16 protein-coding genes are annotated in these 19,680 nt (G+C 71.9%); 11 read left to right on the forward strand and 5 right to left on the reverse strand.

What is annotated here, in order from left to right; genetic code table 11:
• Positions 1-226 precede the first annotated feature (226 nt).
• The 4 genes from LG634_RS30855 to LG634_RS30870 all read right to left on the reverse strand — a co-directional run bounded on the left by LG634_RS30855 (position 227) and on the right by LG634_RS30870 (position 5,063).
• Entirely contained in the window at positions 227-2,194 is a 1,968-nt protein-coding gene (locus tag LG634_RS30855; RefSeq protein ID WP_226738628.1) for a dipeptidyl-peptidase 5, read from the reverse strand.
• Positions 2,195-2,210: 16 nt separating this feature from the next.
• Positions 2,211-3,557, reverse strand: a complete 1,347-nt coding sequence (locus LG634_RS30860; RefSeq protein ID WP_372482524.1) for a M20/M25/M40 family metallo-hydrolase — start codon at positions 3,555-3,557, stop codon at positions 2,211-2,213.
• A 1-nt stretch (position 3,558) separates the two neighbouring features.
• A complete protein-coding gene (locus LG634_RS30865; RefSeq protein ID WP_226738631.1) occupies positions 3,559-4,392 on the reverse strand; it encodes a M55 family metallopeptidase in 834 nt (277 codons plus the stop codon).
• A 224-nt stretch (positions 4,393-4,616) separates the two neighbouring features.
• Entirely contained in the window at positions 4,617-5,063 is a 447-nt protein-coding gene (locus tag LG634_RS30870) for an SRPBCC family protein (protein ID WP_226738633.1), read from the reverse strand.
• Positions 5,064-5,333: 270 nt separating this feature from the next.
• On the opposite strand from LG634_RS30870, the gene LG634_RS30875 reads away from it, so the two are divergent.
• Entirely contained in the window at positions 5,334-6,899 is a 1,566-nt protein-coding gene (locus tag LG634_RS30875) for an alpha/beta hydrolase (protein WP_226738635.1), read from the forward strand.
• Between the two features lie 57 nt (positions 6,900-6,956).
• Entirely contained in the window at positions 6,957-7,364 is a 408-nt protein-coding gene (locus tag LG634_RS30880) for a RidA family protein (protein ID WP_226738636.1), read from the forward strand.
• Positions 7,365-7,371: 7 nt separating this feature from the next.
• Here the strand turns inward: LG634_RS30880 and LG634_RS30885 are convergent, their stop codons facing one another.
• The gene (locus tag LG634_RS30885; RefSeq protein ID WP_226738638.1) at positions 7,372-7,953 is read right to left on the reverse strand and encodes a HEAT repeat domain-containing protein; all 582 of its coding nucleotides are present in this window, start codon (positions 7,951-7,953) and stop codon (positions 7,372-7,374) included.
• A gap of 527 nt (positions 7,954-8,480) precedes the next feature.
• On the opposite strand from LG634_RS30885, the gene LG634_RS30890 reads away from it, so the two are divergent.
• The 9 genes from LG634_RS30890 to pssA all read left to right on the forward strand — a co-directional run bounded on the left by LG634_RS30890 (position 8,481) and on the right by pssA (position 19,529).
• A complete protein-coding gene (locus LG634_RS30890) occupies positions 8,481-10,280 on the forward strand; it encodes a 3-hydroxyacyl-CoA dehydrogenase family protein (protein WP_226738640.1) in 1,800 nt (599 codons plus the stop codon).
• Between the two features lie 148 nt (positions 10,281-10,428).
• Entirely contained in the window at positions 10,429-11,286 is an 858-nt protein-coding gene (locus LG634_RS30895; protein WP_226738642.1) for a TetR family transcriptional regulator, read from the forward strand.
• A gap of 407 nt (positions 11,287-11,693) precedes the next feature.
• Positions 11,694-13,031, forward strand: coding sequence for a crotonyl-CoA carboxylase/reductase (gene ccrA / locus LG634_RS30900; RefSeq protein WP_226738644.1), 1,338 nt, complete (start codon positions 11,694-11,696; stop codon positions 13,029-13,031).
• A gap of 47 nt (positions 13,032-13,078) precedes the next feature.
• Complete coding sequence (locus LG634_RS30905) at positions 13,079-15,148, forward strand: ethylmalonyl-CoA mutase (protein ID WP_226738646.1); 2,070 nt, start codon at positions 13,079-13,081, stop codon at positions 15,146-15,148.
• Positions 15,145-16,119 (forward strand): HpcH/HpaI aldolase/citrate lyase family protein, encoded by a 975-nt coding sequence (locus tag LG634_RS30910; protein ID WP_226738648.1) that lies wholly within the window; start codon positions 15,145-15,147, stop codon positions 16,117-16,119. The genes LG634_RS30905 and LG634_RS30910 overlap by 4 nt, the downstream gene beginning before the upstream one ends.
• 3 nt (positions 16,120-16,122) lie before the next feature.
• Positions 16,123-16,635 (forward strand): MaoC family dehydratase, encoded by a 513-nt coding sequence (locus LG634_RS30915; protein WP_226738650.1) that lies wholly within the window; start codon positions 16,123-16,125, stop codon positions 16,633-16,635.
• Between the two features lie 2 nt (positions 16,636-16,637).
• Positions 16,638-17,843, forward strand: coding sequence for an acyl-CoA dehydrogenase family protein (locus LG634_RS30920; protein ID WP_226738651.1), 1,206 nt, complete (start codon positions 16,638-16,640; stop codon positions 17,841-17,843).
• Positions 17,844-18,019: 176 nt separating this feature from the next.
• On the forward strand, positions 18,020-18,676 hold the full coding sequence (locus tag LG634_RS30925) for a phosphatidylserine decarboxylase (protein WP_226738653.1): 657 nt from the start codon (positions 18,020-18,022) through the stop codon (positions 18,674-18,676).
• Complete coding sequence (gene pssA, locus LG634_RS30930) at positions 18,663-19,529, forward strand: CDP-diacylglycerol--serine O-phosphatidyltransferase (protein WP_226738654.1); 867 nt, start codon at positions 18,663-18,665, stop codon at positions 19,527-19,529. Before LG634_RS30925 ends, pssA begins: the two co-directional genes overlap by 14 nt.
• The last annotated feature ends 151 nt before the right edge of the window (positions 19,530-19,680 follow it).

Consider the following 19,680-nt stretch of genomic DNA (forward strand, 5'->3'; position numbering starts at 1 on the left):
CCGGGGTTTCGGGGGCTCCGCCCCCGGGCCCCCGCGCCTCAAACGCCGGCGAGGCTGAAATGGGCCCGGTTCGCCTCAAACGCCGGCGGGGCTGGAGATGCCCGGCGAGGCTGGAACGGGCCCGCCGAGACCGGATGGGTCCGGCGGAACCGAGGTCGGCCGGAGCGGGTGGAGTGGGCCCGTCCGCCGGAGACGCCGGTGGGACCGGAACGCCCCGCGGGGACCCTCAGGGGGCCAGGGGCAGCGGTGGGACGTCGGGGCGGGCGAAGCCGAAGACCTGCGCGTACAGGGAGAGTTCGGCCTCCAGCGCCCGGACCATCGTCTCGGCCCGCCGGAACCCGTGCCCCTCCCCCGCAAAGGCGAGATACGCATGCGGCACCCCCCGCCCCGCAATCCGCGCAAGGAACCGCTCCGCCTGGGACGGCGGACAGACCGGATCGTCCAGTCCCTGCAGCAGAAGAAACGGCACGCCCACCCGATCCGCCCGCGCCAGCGGCGACCGCCGCTCCCGCCGCGCCGCCAGGTCCGGCAGGTACCGCGACTCCAGGTCGTGCGTCTCCGCCGCGATCCCGTCGACGTCCAGCACCGGATAGATCACCGTCCCGCACGCGTACAGCCGCGTCCCGGCCAGCGAGGCCGCCGTGGTCCAGCCGCCCGCGCTGCCGCCCCGGATCGCCAGTCGGGCCGGATCCGCCGTCCCCTCGTCGGCCAGCGCCTTCGCGACCGCCGCGCAGTCCTCGACGTCGACGATGCCCCACTGCTCGCGCAGCCGCTCCCGGTACGCCCGCCCGTACCCCGTGGAGCCGCCGTAGTTGACCTCGACCACCCCGATCCCCCGCGAGGTGAAGTACGCGATGTGCAGGTCGAGCACCGGCACGACGTGCTCGGTGGGCCCGCCGTGCGCCCACACCACGTACGGCGGCAGCTCGTCCGCGGGCGCGGCCAGACCGGGGTGGTGCGGCGGGTAGACGAGCGCGTGGATCTCCCGGTCCTCGGGGCCGGTGAAGGTCCGGCTCTGCGGCTCGGGATAGTACGCCGGGTCCACCGGCTCGGCGGCCCGCGGTCCGACCGCCCGGGTGTGCCCGGTCCCCGTGTCCAGCTCGACGATCTCGTACCCGCTGCGCGGACTGGCCGCGACCCCCGCGACCCGGGACCCCCGTACGGCGAGCGTCGGCTGCCACGAGGTCCACGGCCCGGCCGCGTCCACGAGGTCGCCCGACTCGGGGTCGAGGACGCCGAGCACCGAGGCGCCCCGCCCGTGCAGCACGGCGACCAGCCCGTCCGGTCCCACCGGCGCGAACCAGCTCAGTCCCGGCTTCCACAGCGCCCCGCCGAACTCCTCCTCCCGCGGGCAGAGGTTGACCGCCTCCCCGCCGGCCGGGTCCACCCGGTAGGGGTTCCACCAGCCGCTGCGGTCGCTGACCGCGAGCAGGGTCCCGTCGGCGGCCCAGTCGGCCTGGGCGACCGACTCGCCGGGCCCGCCGAGCACCGTCCGCACCCCGGTCAGCGCCCCGTCCGGGGTGACGTCGGCGAGGCGCAGCTCGGTGCCGTCCCACGGCATCCGCGGGTGGTCCCACACCAGCCAGGCGACCCGCTTCCGGTCCGGGGAGAGCCGCGGCCCGGTGGTGAACCGGTGCTGCCCGTCGGTGAGTTCGCGTACCGCCGAGCGGTCCGCGGCCGCGGACCCGTCCAGCGGCACGGCGGCGAGCACGCGCCGTACATCGGTGGGCAGCGGGCCCGTGAACTCCTCCAGTACGCACCAGACTTCGCCGAGTTCGGGCCGTGGCACCGGCTCCGCCCAGCGCAGTCCGCCGCCGACCGGGGACAGCGGGGTCAGCGGCCTGGGCGCGGGCGGGCCCGGCGCATCGGGCTCGTACGCGTACAGCCGCTGGTCGGCGAAGTCGACGAACAGGACGAGGGGGCCGCCGGCGGGCCGTTCCAGACCCGCCCAGGGCCGGCCGCCGTACTCGACGACCCGGCTGCGGACGTTCCACGGCGCCGGCAGCACCGTCTCGGCGGCGCCGTCGGCCCGGCTGCGCACGAGGGCGCGGCGGCCGCCCTCGGCCGGCCGGGGTTCGGTCCACCACAGTTCCCCGCCGACCGCCCCGAGGTGTTCGGGGCGCCCGTCGAGGGCGGCCGCGAGCGCGGCGCCGATGGGTGACGGCCAGCTTCCGTACGGCGCGGTGGACACCATGTCCGGCCTCCCTTCCCTACAGGGCGCGCAGGGCGTGGTCGAGGACCCTGGTCCCGAAGTGCAGGGCGTCGACGGGGACCCGCTCGTCGACGCCGTGGAACAGCGACCAGTAGTCGAAGCCGGGGGGCAGCTTGAGCGGGGCGAAGCCGTAGCCGGTGATCCCCAGGCGGGAGAACTGCTTGGCGTCGGTGCCGCCGGCCATGCAGAACGGGACCACCCGTCCTGCCGGGTCGAACCGCTCGACGGACTCCCGCAGCACGCCGAAGGTGCGGGAGTCGACGGGCGCTTCGAGGGCCGTCTCGCGGTGGTGGTACTCCCAGTCCACGTCGGGTCCGGTGAGCGCGTCGAGGGTGGCGGCGAACTCCTCCTCGCCGCCGGGCAGGAACCTGCCGTCGACGTACGCGGTGGCCCGGCCGGGGATGACGTTGACCTTGTACCCGGCGTCGAGCATGGTCGGTGTGGCGCTGTTGCGGACGGTGGCCTCGACCAGGCCGGCGGCGGGTCCCAGTTTGGCGAGGAAGGCGTCGAGGTCGAACTGCCGGGAGCCGGGGCCGGGGCCCACGCCGAGGATCTCGCCGAGTTCGGTGAGGGCGGCGCGTACGGTCGGGGTGAGCCGGACCGGCCAGCGGTGGTCGGCGATCCGGGCGACGGCGTGCGCGAGCCGGCTGACGGCGTTGGCCGGGTTGGGCTTGGAGCCGTGGCCCGCGGTGCCGTGCGCGGTGAGCCGCAGCCAGGCGGTGCCGCGCTCGCCGGCGGCGATCGGGTAGAGCGGCAGGCGGGGGGCCGCGTGGACGGTGAAGGCGCCGGACTCGCTGATCCCTTCCGTGCAGCCTTCGAACAGGCCGGGGTGCCGGTCGGCGAGGAAGCCGGAGCCGTCCACGGCGCTGTCCTCCTCGTCCGCGGTGAAGGCGAGGACGATGTCGCGGCGGGGCCGGATGCCGGCACGCGCCCAGGAGCGGACCACGGCGAGGACCATCGCGTCCATGTTCTTCATGTCGACGGCGCCGCGGCCCCAGACGACGCCGTCGCGGACCTCGCCGGAGAAGGGGTCCACGCTCCAGTCGGCGGCCTCGGCGGGCACCACGTCGAGGTGGCCGTGGACGAGGAGGGCGTCGGCGGCCGGGTCGGTGCCCTCGATGCGGGCGACGACGTTGGTGCGGCCGGGGGTGCGTTCGAGGAGTACGGGCTCCAGCCCGGCGGCGGCCAGCCGCTCGGCGACGTACTCGGCGGCGGGCCGTTCCCGGCAGTCGCCGCCACCGCGGTTGGAGGTGTCGATGCGGATCAGGCCGGAGGTGAAGGCGACGGCCTCGTCCAGGGCGGTGGCGTCGATGACGTCCGCGGCTGCCTGCTCGGGGGAGTGCATGTCAGCCATACTGCTCCTCCACCGCCGCGGAGACGATCGTCGTGACCGCTTTGAAGGTGCGGATCGCCTCGTACATCGTCCTGCTGGTGTAGGCGATGCGGCGTTCGCCGGTGCGTGCGACCCCGGGGACGACGGTGGCGGCGGCGGACAGGTGCTCGGCGTCGAACTCGACGTCGACGGTGAACGGGCCGGCGTGCACCGGGTCGTGCCGGACGGCGAGGGCGGCGGCCTCCTTGGCGGCGGCCTCGATCTGCCCGGCGGTACGGGCCGGCGGGCGGCAGACGGCGGCGTACCGGGAGACGTGGTCCTTGACGGCGACGGTGCGGGCGGCCGGGGCGTAGCCGCGGGCGTCCTCGCAGGTGAGGTCGTCGCCGGTGACGAGGACGACGGGGACTCCGTACTCGGCGACGACGTGGGCGTTGAGCCGGCCCTCGCTCGCGCGGGTGCCGTTGAGCCAGACGCCGGTGATGGAGTTGGCGAGGTAGGTGTGGGCGAGGACGCCTTCGGTGCCGGCGCCGGTGTGGTAGCCGACGAAGGCGATGCCGTCGACGTCGCCGTGCTGGACGCCTTCGACCATGGAGAGGGACTTGTGGCGGCCGGTGAGCATCTCGATGCGTTCGTCGAGCCGCTCCAGGAGCAGGTTGCGCATGGTCCAGTGGGCCTCGTTGACCAGCACCTCGTCGGCGCCGCCGGCGAAGAAGCCGAGGGCGGCGGCGTTGACGTCGGAGGTGAACAGGGCCCGGCAGCGCTCCCACTGCGGGGTGCCCGGCAGTACGTCGGCGGGCCAGGTCACCCCCGTGGCGCCCTCCATGTCGGCGGAGATGAGGATCTTCATCGGGCCCCCCGTGGGTGCGCGGACGTGCGGACGGGCCGAATGACTGCCCGCCGGGGCGGAGATCAACCCTGGCCCACGCTATGCGCTCGGCTGCGGATCGCCCCGGAACCGCGCGCGGGCCCCTGCGGCCGGTACGGCGGCAGGGGCCCGCGGGGGCGGCGGATTCCACCCGATCCGGTGACGGGCCGAGGAGGGCCCGGTGCCGGTGGGGGCGTCCGGTGCTGCTACTTCTTCTCGACCTCGGCGGCCAGGTTGGCGAGCAGGGCGTCGTAGATGCGGCCCAGGCCCTTGGGGGCGAAGGTCTTCTCGAAGAAGCCGCCGATGCCGCCGGCGCCGTTCCAGACGGTGCTGACGACGGTGCGGGACCGGCCGTCGCCGGCCGGGGTGACGGTCCAGGTGGTGACCATCGAGGAGTTGCGGTCCTTCTCGACGAGCTGCCCGTCGGTGGGCTCGGTGACCTCCAGGAGGCAGTCGCGGATCCGCTTGCTGGTGGCCTGGAGCTTCCAGTGGACGAGGGTGCCCTCGCCGTCGCCGCCCTCCTGCACCTCGTACTCGCTGAAGTGCTCGGGGAGCACCTTGGAGCGGGTGCCGCTGTAGTCCGCGAGCGCGTCGAACACGGTCTCCGCGTCGGCCGCGATGATCCGCTCCGTGGTGGCCTCGACCTGTGCCATACCTGTTCCTCCAGCACTTGTGAACGCTCGACTTCGGGGTCGGCGGCAAGCCAATCATCTCCGGCACGGCGGCCCAAATCCGGGTGTCCCGAGACGGTCCGCCCGGCCCGTCGGCGGCGGCCGCCGGCCGGGGTCGGGACCGGATCCGGCGGCGGGCTCCGGCAAGGAGTAACCGAAGCATCATCAAATCGGGCCAATGGACCGCGGAACTCCGCCGGTCCGGGGGTGCTTTCCGGGACGATTCCCCCAGACCAGCGGCTGGGAGGCCCCATGAAGAAGCGCGCAGCAGTTCTGTTGTCGATCGCCACGGTGCTGGCGGGGACGGTCACGTCCCTGCCCGCCGGGGCGGCCGGGGCGGCCGGATCCGGGAAGGCGGCTCCGCTCGCGTGGCAGAAGTGCGCGACCTCGCGGTACCCGACGCTCCAGTGCGCCTCGCTGCAGGTGCCGCTGGACCACGCCCGGCCGGACGGACGGCAGATCACGCTGGCGCTGACCCGGGTGCCGCACACCGCGAAGAAGTCCCAGGGCCCGCTGCTGGTGAACCCCGGCGGCCCGGGCGGCAGCGGCCGCAGCCTGGCCGGTTTCGTGGCCTCGGCGCTGCCGAAGGCGCTCGCCGCGCAGTACGACGTGATCGGCTTCGATCCGCGCGGGGTGGGCAAGAGCGAGCCCGCACTGAACTGCGGGCAGGGCCACTTCGCCCCGGTCCGGCCCGACTCGGTGCCGCACAGCTGGGCGGAGGAGCGGGCGAACATCGACCGGGTGCGGGGCTTCGCCGAGTCCTGCGCGACGCAGCACGCGGACGTGCTGCCGTACGTGGACACGGTCAGCGCGGCCCGGGACCTCGACCTGGTGCGCGGCGCGCTGGGCGCCCCGCAGGTGAGCTACTTCGGCTACTCGTACGGGACCTACCTGGGCGCGGTGTACGCGAAGCTGTTCCCGGCGCGGGTGAAGCGGATGGTGCTGGACTCCGTGGTGGACCCGGGCGGTGTCTGGTACGAGGACAACCTGGCGCAGGACCTGGCGTTCGACGCCCGGCACAAGGCGTTCCTGGCGTGGGTGGCGAAGCACGACGCGACGTACGGGCTGGGCGCCGATCCGGAGGAGGTGGAGCGGCTCTGGTACCGGATGCGGGAGTCGCTGCGGGACGCTCCGGCCGGCGGCAAGGTCGGCCCGGCGGAGCTGGAGGACACGTACCTGCCGGGCGGCTACTTCAACGGCTACTGGCCGCAGCTCGCGGAGGCGTTCGCGGCGTATGCGGCGAAGCAGGACACCCAGCCGCTGGTGGCGGCGTACGAGCGGTTCGGGGCGGTGGACCCGGCGGCGGGCAACAGCTACAGCGTGTACAGCGCGGTGCAGTGCCGGGACGCGGGCTGGCCGCAGGACTGGCAGACCTGGCGGCGGGACATGTGGACCACGCACGCGAAGGCGCCGTTCATGACGTGGAACAACGCCTGGTACAACGCACCGTGCGCGTTCTGGAAGACGGGTCCGCTGCAGGCACCGGACGTGGCGAACACCGAGGCGCCGCCGGCCCTGCTGTTCCAGGCGACGGAGGACGCGGCGACGCCGTTCGAGGGCGCGGAGGCGATGCGGGCGAAGCTGGCCGGGTCGGCGCTGGTGGTGGAGGAGGGCGGCGGCAACCACGGCGTCTCGCTGAGCGGGAACACCTGCCTGGACCGCCATCTGACGGACTATCTGACCACCGGCGCGCTGCCGTCCGGCGGTACGGCGTCCTGCCCGGCCCAGCCGGAGCCGAAGCCGCTCCCGGCCACGCGGGCCGCCGCCCCGTCGGCGGGCGGCGCGGCCCTGCACGGCCTGCTGGGGTTCCGGTCGTAGCGGACGCCGGCACCGACGGCCTGGTGCACGGGGCGGCGGACCCGGCAGGATGATCACATGACCAGTGATCATCTGACCCGGGTGTCCGCCCCTGCGGGCGTCAGCCCCGGCACCGGCTACAGCCACGTCGTCTGGGGCACGGGCCGGTTCGTCGCCGTCTCCGGCCAGTGCGCGTTCGACGAGCAGGGCGAGGTGGTGGGCGCCGGCGACCCGGCCGCCCAGGCCCGCCAGGTGTTCGCGAACCTGCACCGCTGCCTGGCGGCAGCCGGCGCGACCTTCGACGACGTGGTGAAGCTGACGTACTTCGTCACGGACGTGGCCCACCTGCCGGCCGTCCGCGCGGCCCGCGACGCCGTCATCCCGGCCGACCGCCTCCCGGCCTCGTCGGCCGTCCAGGTCGCCGCCCTCTTCCGGCCGGAACTCCTCCTCGAAGTCGAGGCCTTCGCGGTGGTCCCGGAGGCGTAGGGGTCCCTCACGTCAGCCGCCGGAGTGCGGCCGTCGCGGCGGTGGCCAGCCTGGGGTGGGACTGGGCGGCGGTGAGGACCGGGCGGGCCCGCGGGTCGCCAAGCACGCCCAGGCCCTCGACGCAGGCCAGGGCGACCCGCCAGTGCGGCTCGTGGGGTCCCAGCAGCCGGCCGAGGGTGCGGATCAGCGCCGGCGCCGATTCGGGGGCCCGCAGCTCGGCCAGCAGGCGCACCGGGTGCTGGGCGTACGCGGTGCGCAGCGCGTTGGTGGCGAGGGCGGCGGCGGCCCGGGCCGTGCGCGGGTCGCCCAGCCGCGCCAGGGCGTGCGCGGCGGCCGCGCAGCGCGGCGGGTCGCGGTGGTTGAGGAAGAGGACGAGGGACTCGAAGGCGCGCCGGTCGCCGGCGCAGCCGAGCCGGAACGCGGCGACCTCGCGCGCCCACAGGGGTTCCCCGGCGGCGGTCAGGGCCGCCGCCAGCTCGTCGGGGCCCGCCTCCGCCAGCAGCCGGCCGCAGTGCGCGGCCGCGGCCGGCCCGTCCCGCCCGGCCTCGGCCCGTACCCGCCCCGCCAGCGCTGCCAGTTGGTCGTCCACGCGGCCAGCCTAGGGCCGGCACAGCGCGGCGCGGTCCAGATCACACAGATCGCTCCGGCCGCCCTCTGGCCAACCGGTTACCCACCGGTTAATCTCGCAGCAACGAGTCCTTGCCGCCGCACTCCGCGGCGCGGGACCGGGTGCTCGACGCGGCCTGGTGACGCAGCCGCCCGAGCGCTGATCGATCGGTTCGGCATCCGCCGTACGGCACGGCCCCGGGACAGGGCCCTGCCGCTCCGCCGGACGCACCGGCACACCGGCTCCGGCCACGGCCTGCCCCGGCACTCCGTACGCCCGCCCGTGCCCCGCGCCCCGCCGCGTTCCTGCTCCCGTACGACCTGCGCCTGCGCCCGCGCGACCGCGTGTCCGTACCCCCGCACCGCTGCATCCGTGCTCCGCAGCACCCGTGCACCCCTGCATCCCGCTTGCATCCCGGCCTTCCGTACGCCCGGCACTTCCGTGCACCCCCGGGCGTTGCGCGCGCCGCGCTCCCAGCCGTCACCCTCTTCTTCCACTGGAGTCCTGCGATGGACCGTCAGTCCACTCCGCCCAGTCCCCTCGCCACCATTGCCGTCGTCGGTCTCGGCACCATGGGCACCGGCATCGCCGAGGTGCTCGCCGTGGCCGGCCGCGAGGTCATCGGCATCGACATCAGCGAGGCCGCCGCCCGTACGGCCGTCACCGCGCTGGAGGCCGCCACCGCGCGGTCCGTGACCCGCGAGCGCCTCACCGAGCAGGAGCGGCAGGACGTCCTCTCCCGCTTCCGCACCTTCACCGACCTCCAGGCCGCCGCCCACGCGGACCTGGTGATCGAGGTGGTTCCGGAGGACTACGCGCTCAAGCAGCAGGTCTTCACCGCGCTGGACGCCATCGTGCGCCCGGACACCGTCCTGGCCACCGGCACCAACGCGCTGTCGGTGACCCGGCTCGCCGCCGAGTCGCTGCGCCCGGAGCGGGTCGTCGGCCTGCACTTCTTCAACCCTGCGCCGGCGATGAAGCTGGTCGAGGTGGTCTCCTCGGTGCTGACGGCCCCGCCGGTCGTCGAGGCCGTCACCACGCTCGCCCGCGACCTCGGCAAGGAGCCGGTCACCGCCGGCGACCGGCCGGGCTTCGTCGCCGACGGCCTGCTGTTCGGCTACCTCAACCAGGCCGCCGCCATGTTCGAGGCGAAGTACGCGTCCCGCGAGGACATCGACGCGGCGATGCGGCTGGGCTGCGGCCTGCCGATGGGCCCGCTGGCGCTGCTCGACCTGATCGGCGTGGACACCGCCCGGACCGTCCTGGAGGCCATGTACGCGGCCTCCGGCGACCGGCTGCACGCCCCCGCCCCGGTCCTGGGCCACCTCGCCGAGGCGGGGCTGACCGGCCGCAAGTCCGGCCGCGGTTTCTACACGTACGAGGCCCCGGGCAGCGCCGTGACGGTGCCGGACGCCCGGACCCCCGCCGCCGACGCGGCCGCGGCCGCCGGGCGGCCCGTGTCCACGGTCGGCGTGGCCGGATCCGGCACCATGGCCGGCGGCATCGCACAGGTCTTCGCGCAGGCCGGCTACGACGTCGTGCTCGCGGCGCGTTCGCAGGAGAAGGCGGACGCCGCGAAGGCGGCGATCGCCAAGTCCCTGGACCGCGCCGTCTCCCGCGGCCGCCTCACCGAGGAGGCCCGGACCGGGACCCTGGCCCGGATCACCCCGGCCGGCTCCCTGGAGGCGTTCGCCGAGGTGGACCTCGCGGTGGAGGCCGTCGCCGAGGACCTCGGGGTCAAGCAGGAGCTGTTCGCCGCCCTGGACAAGATCTGCAAGCCGGGCGCGGTGCTGGCCACGACCACGTCCTCGCTGCCGGTGATCGCCTGCGCCCGCGCCACCTCGCGCCCGCAGGACGTGATCGGCATGCACTTCTTCAACCCGGCACCGGCCATGAAGCTGGTCGAGGTCGTCCGTACCGTCCTGACGGCCGACGACGTCCACGCCACGGTCCGCGCGGTCTGCGCCAAGGTCCGCAAGCACGCGGTGGACTGCGGGGACCGGGCCGGCTTCATCGTGAACGCGCTGCTGTTCCCGTACCTCAACAACGCGATCAAGATGGTCGAGGAGCACTACGCGAGCCTCGACGAGATCGACGCGGCGATGAAGCTGGGCGCCGGCTACCCGATGGGCCCGTTCGAGCTGCTGGACGTGGTCGGCCTCGATGTCTCCCTGGCCATCGAGAAGGTGCTCCACAAGGAGTTCCGCGACCCGGGCCTGGCCCCGTCCCCGCTGCTGGAGCACCTGGTGGCGGCGGGCTGCCTGGGCCGGAAGACCGGCCGCGGTTTCCGTGAGTACGCCCGGCGCTGAGCCCGGCGCCCACGAGCTGGATGCGTGGGGAGGGCTGCTCGGGTCCGCCGGACCCTCATCGCGGCGGACACACCCTCCCGAGAAGCACTCCGTGCCCAGTGCGGGCCCTCCCCCGCATCCACCCCCGCAGGCGCGCCCCGCTGCACCGATGCAGTACGTTCGCCTTATGTCCCAGTCCGCCAAGATCACCCGCGCCGCCGCGCCCGACGCCCCGGAGAGCGCCGCGGGGACCCGTGCCGCCGCCCAGCGGCTGAAGATGCGCCGTGAGCTCGCCGCCGCCGCGATGGAGCTGTTCGCGACCAAGGGGTACGAGGCGACGACGGTGGACGAGATCGCCGCTGCCGCCGGCGTGGCCCGCCGGACGTTCTTCCGGCACTTCCGCTCCAAGGAAGAGGCGATCTTCCCCGACCACGACGACACCCTGACCCGGGCCGAGGCGGTGCTGGATGCGGCTCCCGCGTCCGAGCACCCGCTCGACACGGTGTGCCGGGGCATCAAAGAGGTCATGAAGATGTACGCGGCCTCCCCCGCGGTGTCGGTGGAGCGCTACCGGCTGACCCGCGAGGTGCCCACCCTGCGGGAGCGGGAGATCGCGTCGGTGGCCCGCTACGAGCGGCTGTTCACCCGCTACCTGCTCGCCCACTTCGACGAGCACGACCACCACGACGGCAACGACGACCCGCTGCTGGCGGAGGTGGCGGCCTCGGCGGTCGTGACGGCCCACAACCACGTGCTGCGGCGCTGGCTGCGGGCCGGCGGGCAGGGCGACGTGGAGTCGCAGCTCGACCACGCCTTCGGGATCGTCCGCAAGACGTTCGGCAGCGGCATCGGGGCCGGGCGCACGGCCGCGGCCGTGGCGGAGCCGGCCGGGGAGCCGGAGCCCGAGCACGGGCCGGCGCCCGCGGCGGTCCGCTCCGAGGGCGAGGTGCTGGTCGCGGTGGCGCGTACGGACGCCCCGCTGGACGAGGTCATGAGGACGATCGAGCAGGCGCTCCGGCAGGCCTGAGCAGCCCGCACCATCTGCACCACCCGGCATTCGACGCGATGAGCGTCACAGTGGCCGCTCCCGATGTGGGGGCGGCCACTTCCGTTTGTCCAGCTTGCCCCTACTCACGGGTAACTCTGATCGATCATCGCTCAACTGCGCAGGTCAATCGCCAAATGAGAGAAATTTTTGGCACGCAGTGCCTTGCCGAGTGACACGGGGTGCCATACGTTGAAGCCGTCCGGAAGTCCCCGCGGTCCGTGCCACCACGCACCGGAACGCGCCCCGGACGGCCTGCGTCACCAGGCCCCGCGCGCCCACCACGGCGCTCCTGCACCACCGCTCCACAGCACCGCCGAACCGACGGCACACCTCCACCGGACCACCCTCAGCGTTCCCTCGACGCACCCTTTGCCGGAGGCACCACCGTGAAGGACATCCTCGACGCCATCCAGTCGCAGGCCGCTACGGCCGACGACTTCGCGGCCCTGCCGCTCCCCGAGTCCTACCGCGCGATCACCGTGCACAAGGACGAGACGGAGATGTTCGCCGGGCTCACCACCCGCGAGAAGGACCCCCGCAAGTCGCTGCACCTGGACCAGGTCCCGGTGCCCGAGCTCGGCCCCGGCGAGGCCCTGGTCGCCGTCATGGCCTCCTCGGTCAACTACAACTCGGTGTGGACCTCGATCTTCGAGCCGCTCTCCACCTTCGGCTTCCTGGAGCGCTACGGCCGGGTCAGCGAGCTCACCAAGCGCCACGACCTGCCGTACCACATCATCGGCTCCGACCTCGCGGGCGTGGTCCTGCGCACCGGCCCCGGCGTCAACGCCTGGAAGCCGGGCGACGAGGTCGTCGCGCACTGCCTCTCCGTCGAGCTGGAGTCCTCGGACGGCCACAACGACACGATGCTCGACCCCGAGCAGCGCATCTGGGGCTTCGAGACCAACTTCGGCGGCCTCGCCGAGATCGCGCTCGTCAAGTCCAACCAGCTGATGCCGAAGCCCGGCCACCTCAGCTGGGAGGAGGCCGCCTCCCCCGGTCTGGTCAACTCCACCGCCTACCGCCAGCTGGTCTCCCGCAACGGCGCCGGCATGAAGCAGGGCGACAACGTGCTGATCTGGGGCGCCAGCGGCGGCCTCGGCTCGTACGCCACCCAGTTCGCGCTGGCCGGCGGCGCCAACCCGATCTGCGTCGTCTCCTCCCCGGAGAAGGCCGAGATCTGCCGCAAGATGGGCGCCGAGGCGGTCATCGACCGCAACGCCGAGGGCTACAAGTTCTGGAAGGACGAGCAGACCCAGGACCCGCGCGAGTGGAAGCGGTTCGGCTCCAAGATCCGCGAGCTGACCGGCGGCGAGGACATCGACATCGTCTTCGAGCACCCCGGCCGCGAGACCTTCGGCGCCTCCGTCTACGTCACCCGCAAGGGCGGCACGATCACCACCTGCGCCTCCACCTCGGGCTACATGCACGAGTACGACAACCGCTACCTGTGGATGTCCCTCAAGCGCATCATCGGCTCGCACTTCGCGAACTACCGCGAGGCCTGGGAGGCCAACCGCCTCATCGCCAAGGGCAAGATCCACCCCACCCTCTCCAAGGTCTACTCCCTGGAGGAGACCGGCCAGGCCGCGTACGACGTCCACCGCAACGCGCACCAGGGCAAGGTCGGCGTGCTCGCGCTCGCCCCCGAGGAGGGCCTGGGCGTGCGCGACCACGAGCTGCGCGCCAAGCACCTCGACGCGATCAACCGCTTCCGCAACGTCTGAAGCCCGTAGCCCCCCGAACCCTCGAAGCCCCTTGAGGATCGCCTGAGATGACAGAGCGTCAGAAGGACCGTCCGTGGCTCATGCGGACGTACGCGGGCCACTCCACGGCCGAGGCGTCCAACGAGCTGTACCGCCGCAACCTCGCCAAGGGCCAGACCGGCCTGTCGGTCGCGTTCGACCTGCCGACGCAGACCGGTTACGACCCCGACCACATCCTCGCCCGCGGCGAGGTCGGCCGGGTCGGCGTGCCGGTCTCCCATCTCGGCGACATGCGGCGGCTGTTCCAGGACATCCCCCTGGAGCAGATGAACACCTCGATGACGATCAACGCCACCGCCATGTGGCTGCTGGCGCTCTACCAGGTGGCCGCCGAGGAGCAGGGGGCGGACATCTCCAAACTCCAGGGCACCACGCAGAACGACATCGTCAAGGAGTACCTCTCCCGCGGGACGCACGTCTTCCCGCCCGGGCCGAGCCTGCGCCTGACGACGGACATGATCGCGTACACGGTCAGCCACATCCCGAAGTGGAACCCGATCAACATCTGCAGCTACCACCTGCAGGAGGCCGGAGCCACGCCGGTGCAGGAGATCTCGTACGCGATGTCCACCGCGATCGCGGTGCTCGACTCGGTGCGCGACTCCGGCCAGGTGCCCGCCGAGCGGTTCGGCGAAGTGGTCGCCCGCATCTCGTTCTTCGTGAACGCGGGCGTCCGCTTCATCGAGGAGATGTGCAAGATGCGCGCCTTCGGCCGCATCTGGGACCAGGTCACCCGGGAGCGGTACGGCATCGAGGACGCCAAGCAGCGCCGCTTCCGCTACGGCGTCCAGGTCAACTCCCTGGGCCTGACCGAGGCGCAGCCGGAGAACAACGTCCAGCGGATCGTGCTGGAGATGCTGGCGGTCACCCTCTCCAAGGACGCCCGCGCCCGTGCCGTGCAGCTGCCCGCCTGGAACGAGGCGCTGGGCCTGCCCCGGCCCTGGGACCAGCAGTGGTCGCTGCGCATCCAGCAGGTGCTGGCCCACGAGAGCGACCTGCTGGAGTACGAGGACATCTTCGCCGGCTCGCACGTCATCGAGGCCAAGGTCGACGCCCTGGTGACGGAGTGCCTGGCCGAGATCGACCGGATCCAGGAGATGGGCGGCGCGATGGCGGCCGTCGAGTCCGGCTACCTGAAATCGCAGCTGGTCTCCTCGCACGCCGAGCGCCGGGCCCGGATCGAGGCCGGCGAGGACAAGATCGTCGGCGTGAACTGCTACCAGCAGAGCGAGGAGAACCCGCTCACCGCCGACCTCGACGGCGCCATCATGACGGTGGACGCGGCCGTGGAGGCGCTGACCGTCGAGCGGATCGGCCGCTGGCGCGCCGAGCGCCAGGAGTCCTCGGACCGGCAGGGCGGCGGCGACCCGTTCGTCTTCCCGACCCCCCGGCAGGCGCTGGAGCGTCTCAAGGAGGCCGCGGCGGGCGACGAGAACCTCATGGAAGCCACTCTGGAGTGTGCGCGTGCGGGCGTCACCACCGGCGAGTGGGCGGGGGCGCTGCGTGAGGTGTTCGGCGAGTTCCGGGCACCCACCGGCGTCTCCTCGGCCCCGGTCGCCGTGACCGCGGAGCCGGGCACCCCGCTCCACGAGGTCCGCGCCAAGGTCACCCGCACCGCCGAGGACCTGGGCACCGGCCGGCTGCGGCTGCTGGTCGGCAAGCCGGGCCTGGACGGGCACTCCAACGGGGCCGAGCAGATCGCCGTGAGGGCCCGCGACGCCGGGTTCGAGGTGGTCTACCAGGGCATCCGGCTCACCCCGGAGCAGATCGCGTCGGCCGCGCTGGCCGAGGACGTGCACTGCGTGGGGCTGTCGATCCTGTCGGGCTCGCACAGCGCGCTGGTGCCCGACGTCCTGGAGCGGCTCCGTAACGCGGGGGCGGCGGACGTCCCCGTGATCGTCGGAGGCATCATTCCGAACGCGGATGCCGAGGAACTCAAGGCCGCCGGTGTGGCCGCCGTGTTCACACCGAAGGACTTCGGCATCACAGAGATCATCGGACGTATCGTCGACGAGATCCGCACCGCCAACAAGCTCCACCCCCTCGAAATGTCTGCAAGCACGGAGGTCTCCGCATGACCACGCCCCTCTCCCCCGTGAACCGGCTGCGCCCGCGCCGCTCCTGCCTCGCGGTCCCGGGTTCCAACCCGCGGTTCCTGGAGAAGGCCCAGGGCCTGCCGGCCGACCAGGTGTTCCTGGACCTGGAGGACGCCTGCGCGCCGCTCGCCAAGGAGGGCGCCCGGCACACCATCGTCGACGCGCTGAACAACGGCGACTGGACGGGCAAGACCCGGGCCGTGCGCGTCAACGACTGGACCACCCACTGGACCTACCGCGACGTGATCACGGTGGTCGAGGGCGCCGGCCAGAACCTCGACTGCATCATGCTGCCGAAGGTCCAGGACGCCCAGCAGGTGATCGCCCTCGACCTGCTGCTGACGCAGATCGAGAAGACCATGGGCTTCGAGGTCGGCAAGATCGGCATCGAGGCGCAGATCGAGAACGCCAAGGGCCTGGTCAACGTCGACGAGATCGCCGCCGCCTCGCCGCGGCTGGAGACGATCATCTTCGGCCCGGCCGACTTCATGGCCTCCATCAACATGAAGTCCCTGGTCGTGGGCATGCAGCCGCCCGGCTACCCGGCGGACGCGTACCACTACATCCTGATGCGGATCCTGATGGCCGCCCGGACCCACGACCTCCAGGCGATCGACGGCCCCTTCCTGCAGATCCGCGACGTGGACGCGTACCGCGAGGTCGCCGGCCGTGCCGCCGCGCTGGGCTTCGACGGCAAGTGGGTGCTGCACCCCGGCCAGGTCGACGCGGCCAACGAGGTCTTCTCCCCCTCGCAGGACGACTACGACCACGCCGAGCTGATCCTCGACGCCTACGACTGGTGCACCTCCGAGGCGGGCGGCAAGAAGGGCTCCGCGATGCTCGGCGACGAGATGATCGACGAGGCCAGCCGCAAGATGGCCCTGGTCATCGCGGGCAAGGGCCGCGCCGCCGGCATGCAGCGCACCACCAAGTTCGAGATCCCGGAGGCCTGAGCCGTGCAGTTCGGACGCACCTACGAAGAGTTCGAGGTCGGCGCGGTCTACAAGCACTGGCCCGGGAAGACGGTCACGGAGTACGACGACCACCTCTTCTGCCTGCTGACCATGAACCACCACCCGCTGCACATGGACGTGAACTACGCGGAGAACACCACGGACTTCGGCAAGAACGTGGTGGTGGGCAACTACATCTACTCGCTGCTGCTGGGCATGTCCGTCCCGGACGTCTCCGGCAAGGCCATCGCCAACCTGGAGATCGAGTCGCTGCGGCACGTGGCGCCGACCTTCCACGGCGACACGATCTACGGCGAGACCACGGTCCTCGACAAGACCCCGTCGAAGTCGAAGAACGACCGCGGCATCGTCTACGTCGAGACCAAGGGCTACAAGCAGGACGGCACCCTCGTCTGCGTCTTCCGGCGCAAGGTGATGGTGCCGACCGAGACGTACATCAAGGAGCGCGGCGGCGAGCAGCCCGGCCGGCCCCAGCTGAAGGAACAGGGGAAGTAGCCATGGCACGACTCGCCCAGACCGCCGGACTGACCGACGTCCAGCAGGAGATCCTCAAGACCGTCCGCGAGTTCGTCGACAAGGAGATCATCCCGGTCGCGACCGCGCTGGAACACAAGGACGAGTACCCGCAGCAGATCGTGGACGGGCTCAAGGAGCTCGGTCTCTTCGGGCTGATGATCCCCGAGGAGTACGGCGGTCTCGGTGAGTCGCTGCTCACCTACGCACTGTGCGTGGAGGAGATCGCGCGCGGCTGGATGTCCGTGTCGGGCATCATCAACACCCACTTCATCGTGGCGTACATGCTCAAGCAGCACGGCACCCAGGAGCAGAAGGACCACTTCCTGCCCCGCATGGCGCTGGGCGAGGTGCGCGGCGCCTTCTCGATGTCGGAGCCGGGCCTGGGCTCGGATGTGTCGGCGATCACGTCGAAGGCGGTCAAGGACGGCGACGAGTACGTCCTGAACGGCCAGAAGATGTGGCTGACGAACGGCGGCAGCTCCACCCTGGTGGCCGTTCTGGTCCGGAGTGACGAAGGACACCCGGAGGGCACGGCGCCCCACAAGTCGATGACGACCTTCCTCGTCGAGAAGGAGCCGGGCTTCGGTGAGGTCCGTCCGGGCCTGACCATCCCGGGCAAGATCGACAAGATGGGTTACAAGGGCGTCGACACGACCGAACTCATCATGGACGGACTGCGCATTCCGGCCAATCGGGTCCTGGGCGGGGTCACCGGCCGAGGGTTTTACCAAATGATGGACGGCGTGGAGGTCGGCCGCGTGAACGTGGCGGCCCGTGGCTGCGGCGTCGCTCAGCGTGCGTTCGAGCTGGGTGTCTCGTATGCCCAGCAACGTCACACTTTCGGCAAGCCGATCGCCCAGCACCAGGCAATCCAGTTCAAGCTGGCCGAGATGGCTACCAAGGTCGAGGCCGCTCATGCCATGATGGTCAACGCAGCACGCAAAAAGGACTCCGGAGAACGAAACGACCTCGAAGCGGGGATGGCGAAGTACCTCGCCTCCGAGTACTGCAAGGAGGTCGTGGAGGACGCCTTCCGCATCCACGGCGGTTACGGCTTCTCGAAGGAGTACGAGATCGAGCGGCTCTACCGGGAGGCGCCGATGCTGCTGATCGGCGAAGGAACCGCCGAGATCCAGAAAATGATCATCGGGCGACGCCTGCTTGAGGAGTACAAGCTCCAGGGCTGAAAGTCCCTTTTGTAGCGGAAAGTCCGCGTAAAGGGTCACACCCTGTCACCGGCTTCGGGCCACCGACTCGGCTTCTGGCTTGCCCAGTTGTTGCGCGCAACCGATAGCATTCCAGTACAGCCGCCGTCCCGTCCCCCCTTTTACGGCGCGGCAACCACCCGCTACGAAGGTCTTCCATGCCCCACAGCCAAACCTCTGCACACCGAGACAGCCTCGCCGGCGTACGCCTCGCGCGCGGAGCATCGCCGTGGCTTCTGCCGACCGTCGCCACCGCGGCGCTCAGCCTGGTCCGGGCCCGCAAGTCCGGGCGCTGGGCCGCCGCAGCCCTGCCCACCACCGCTCTCGCGGCGGGCATGCTGTGGTTCTTCCGCGACCCCGAGCGCGAGATCGCCCAGGGCCGTGTCATCTCGCCGGCCGACGGCGTGGTGCAGAGCATCATGCCGTGGAAGGACGGACGGACGCGGGTCGCGATCTTCATGAGCCCGCTGAACGTCCACGTCAACCGCGCGCCCCTGGCGGGCACGGTGACGTCGGTCGAGCACATCCCCGGCGGGTTCGTCCCGGCGTTCAACAAGGAGAGCGAGAACAACGAGCGCGTTGTCTGGCACTTCGACACCGAGCTCGGAGACATCGAGATGGTGCAGATCGCGGGTGCTGTCGCCCGCCGCATCGTCCCGTACGTGCCCGCGGGCACCAAGGTGGAACAGGGCGAACGGATCGGTCTGATCCGCTTCGGCTCGCGCGTCGACATCTACCTCCCGGAGGGTGTCGAGGTCGCGGTCGAGGTCGGTCAGGCCACCACGGCGGGAGTGACTCGAATTGACCGTGACTGATCCCGAGACTCATTCACAGCCGAAGGCGGACTGGGTCCCGGCGGCCGAGGAGGAGACCGACGGCGAGGAGATGCCCCTCTCGCTGCGGCTGTCGATAGCCGACACCCTCACCCTCGGCAACGCGACCTGCGGATTCATGGCGGTGTACTTCACCACCACCGGAATCCTCATCCCGCACCTCACGGGCAGTGGCGAGTCGGGCATGGCGCGTCACAGCGCCGCCACCGCGGTGATACTGATGCTGCTCGCCGCCGTCTTCGACCTGTTCGACGGGCTCGTGGCGCGGAAGCTGCGCAGTTCGCCGATGGGCGCGGAGCTGGACAACCTGTCCGACCTGATCAGCTTCGGCCTGGCGCCGGCGTACTTCGTGCTGGTCTACGGCATGGTCGCCGACGACGCGCACCAGAAGATGTCGGCCCTGGCCGCGATCGTGGTGCTGCTGGCCGTGGTCCTGCGGCTCGCGAGATTCAGCTGCGTGACGATGAAGGACGGCATGTTCCAGGGCATGCCGAGCCCGTTCGGTGCGCTGACGGTCGTCTCGATCGTGCTGCTGGAGCTGCCGTTCGTGCCGACGCTGCTGGCGATCGTCGGTGTCGCCTGGCTGATGGTGAGTCGGGTCGAGTACCCGAAGCCGCGGGGCGTCCTCGCGGTGGCGATGCTCAGCTGGATCGTCGGTGCGATGGGGCTGCTGGCGGCCTGGGCGTTCGACGCGCCGGGCGGCCAGATGCTCCTGCAGACCGGGTGCGCGCTGCAGATCGCGATGGCGGCGACGATCCCGCTCTTCGCGACCACGCGGCGGGCGAACACGTTCCGCAACAACCGCCGCGAGGCCCGTGCCTCCGAGCTCCGCTAGTCGCAACGCCGAGGGCCCCGGACACCGACAGGTGTCCGGGGCCCTTCGCATGAGCGGGTCCCCGCACGGCAGGGGCTCCGCCCCCGGACCCCCGGTCCTCAATCGCCGGACGGGCTCGGGTTTCTCCCCCTGCCGGACCCTGCGCCCTGCG

It is taken from the genome of Streptomyces bambusae, from assembly GCF_020532645.1.
Taxonomy (GTDB): Bacteria; Actinomycetota; Actinomycetes; order Streptomycetales; family Streptomycetaceae; genus Streptomyces; species Streptomyces bambusae.

Bases quoted from the DNA above. Each gene is read 5' to 3' on its own strand.
- LG634_RS30855 (WP_226738628.1), bottom strand. From the start codon at position 2,194: ATGGTGTCCACCGCGCCGTACGGAAGCTGGCCGTCACCCATCGGCGCC.
- LG634_RS30860 (WP_372482524.1), bottom strand. From the start codon at position 3,557: ATGCACTCCCCCGAGCAGGCAGCCGCGGACGTCATCGACGCCACCGCC.
- LG634_RS30865 (WP_226738631.1), bottom strand. From the start codon at position 4,392: ATGAAGATCCTCATCTCCGCCGACATGGAGGGCGCCACGGGGGTGACC.
- LG634_RS30870 (WP_226738633.1), bottom strand. From the start codon at position 5,063: ATGGCACAGGTCGAGGCCACCACGGAGCGGATCATCGCGGCCGACGCG.
- LG634_RS30875 (WP_226738635.1), top strand. From the start codon at position 5,334: ATGAAGAAGCGCGCAGCAGTTCTGTTGTCGATCGCCACGGTGCTGGCG.
- LG634_RS30880 (WP_226738636.1), top strand. From the start codon at position 6,957: ATGACCAGTGATCATCTGACCCGGGTGTCCGCCCCTGCGGGCGTCAGC.
- LG634_RS30890 (WP_226738640.1), top strand. From the start codon at position 8,481: ATGGACCGTCAGTCCACTCCGCCCAGTCCCCTCGCCACCATTGCCGTC.
- LG634_RS30895 (WP_226738642.1), top strand. From the start codon at position 10,429: ATGCAGTACGTTCGCCTTATGTCCCAGTCCGCCAAGATCACCCGCGCC.
- LG634_RS30905 (WP_226738646.1), top strand. From the start codon at position 13,079: ATGACAGAGCGTCAGAAGGACCGTCCGTGGCTCATGCGGACGTACGCG.
- LG634_RS30910 (WP_226738648.1), top strand. From the start codon at position 15,145: ATGACCACGCCCCTCTCCCCCGTGAACCGGCTGCGCCCGCGCCGCTCC.
- LG634_RS30920 (WP_226738651.1), top strand. From the start codon at position 16,638: ATGGCACGACTCGCCCAGACCGCCGGACTGACCGACGTCCAGCAGGAG.
- LG634_RS30925 (WP_226738653.1), top strand. From the start codon at position 18,020: ATGCCCCACAGCCAAACCTCTGCACACCGAGACAGCCTCGCCGGCGTA.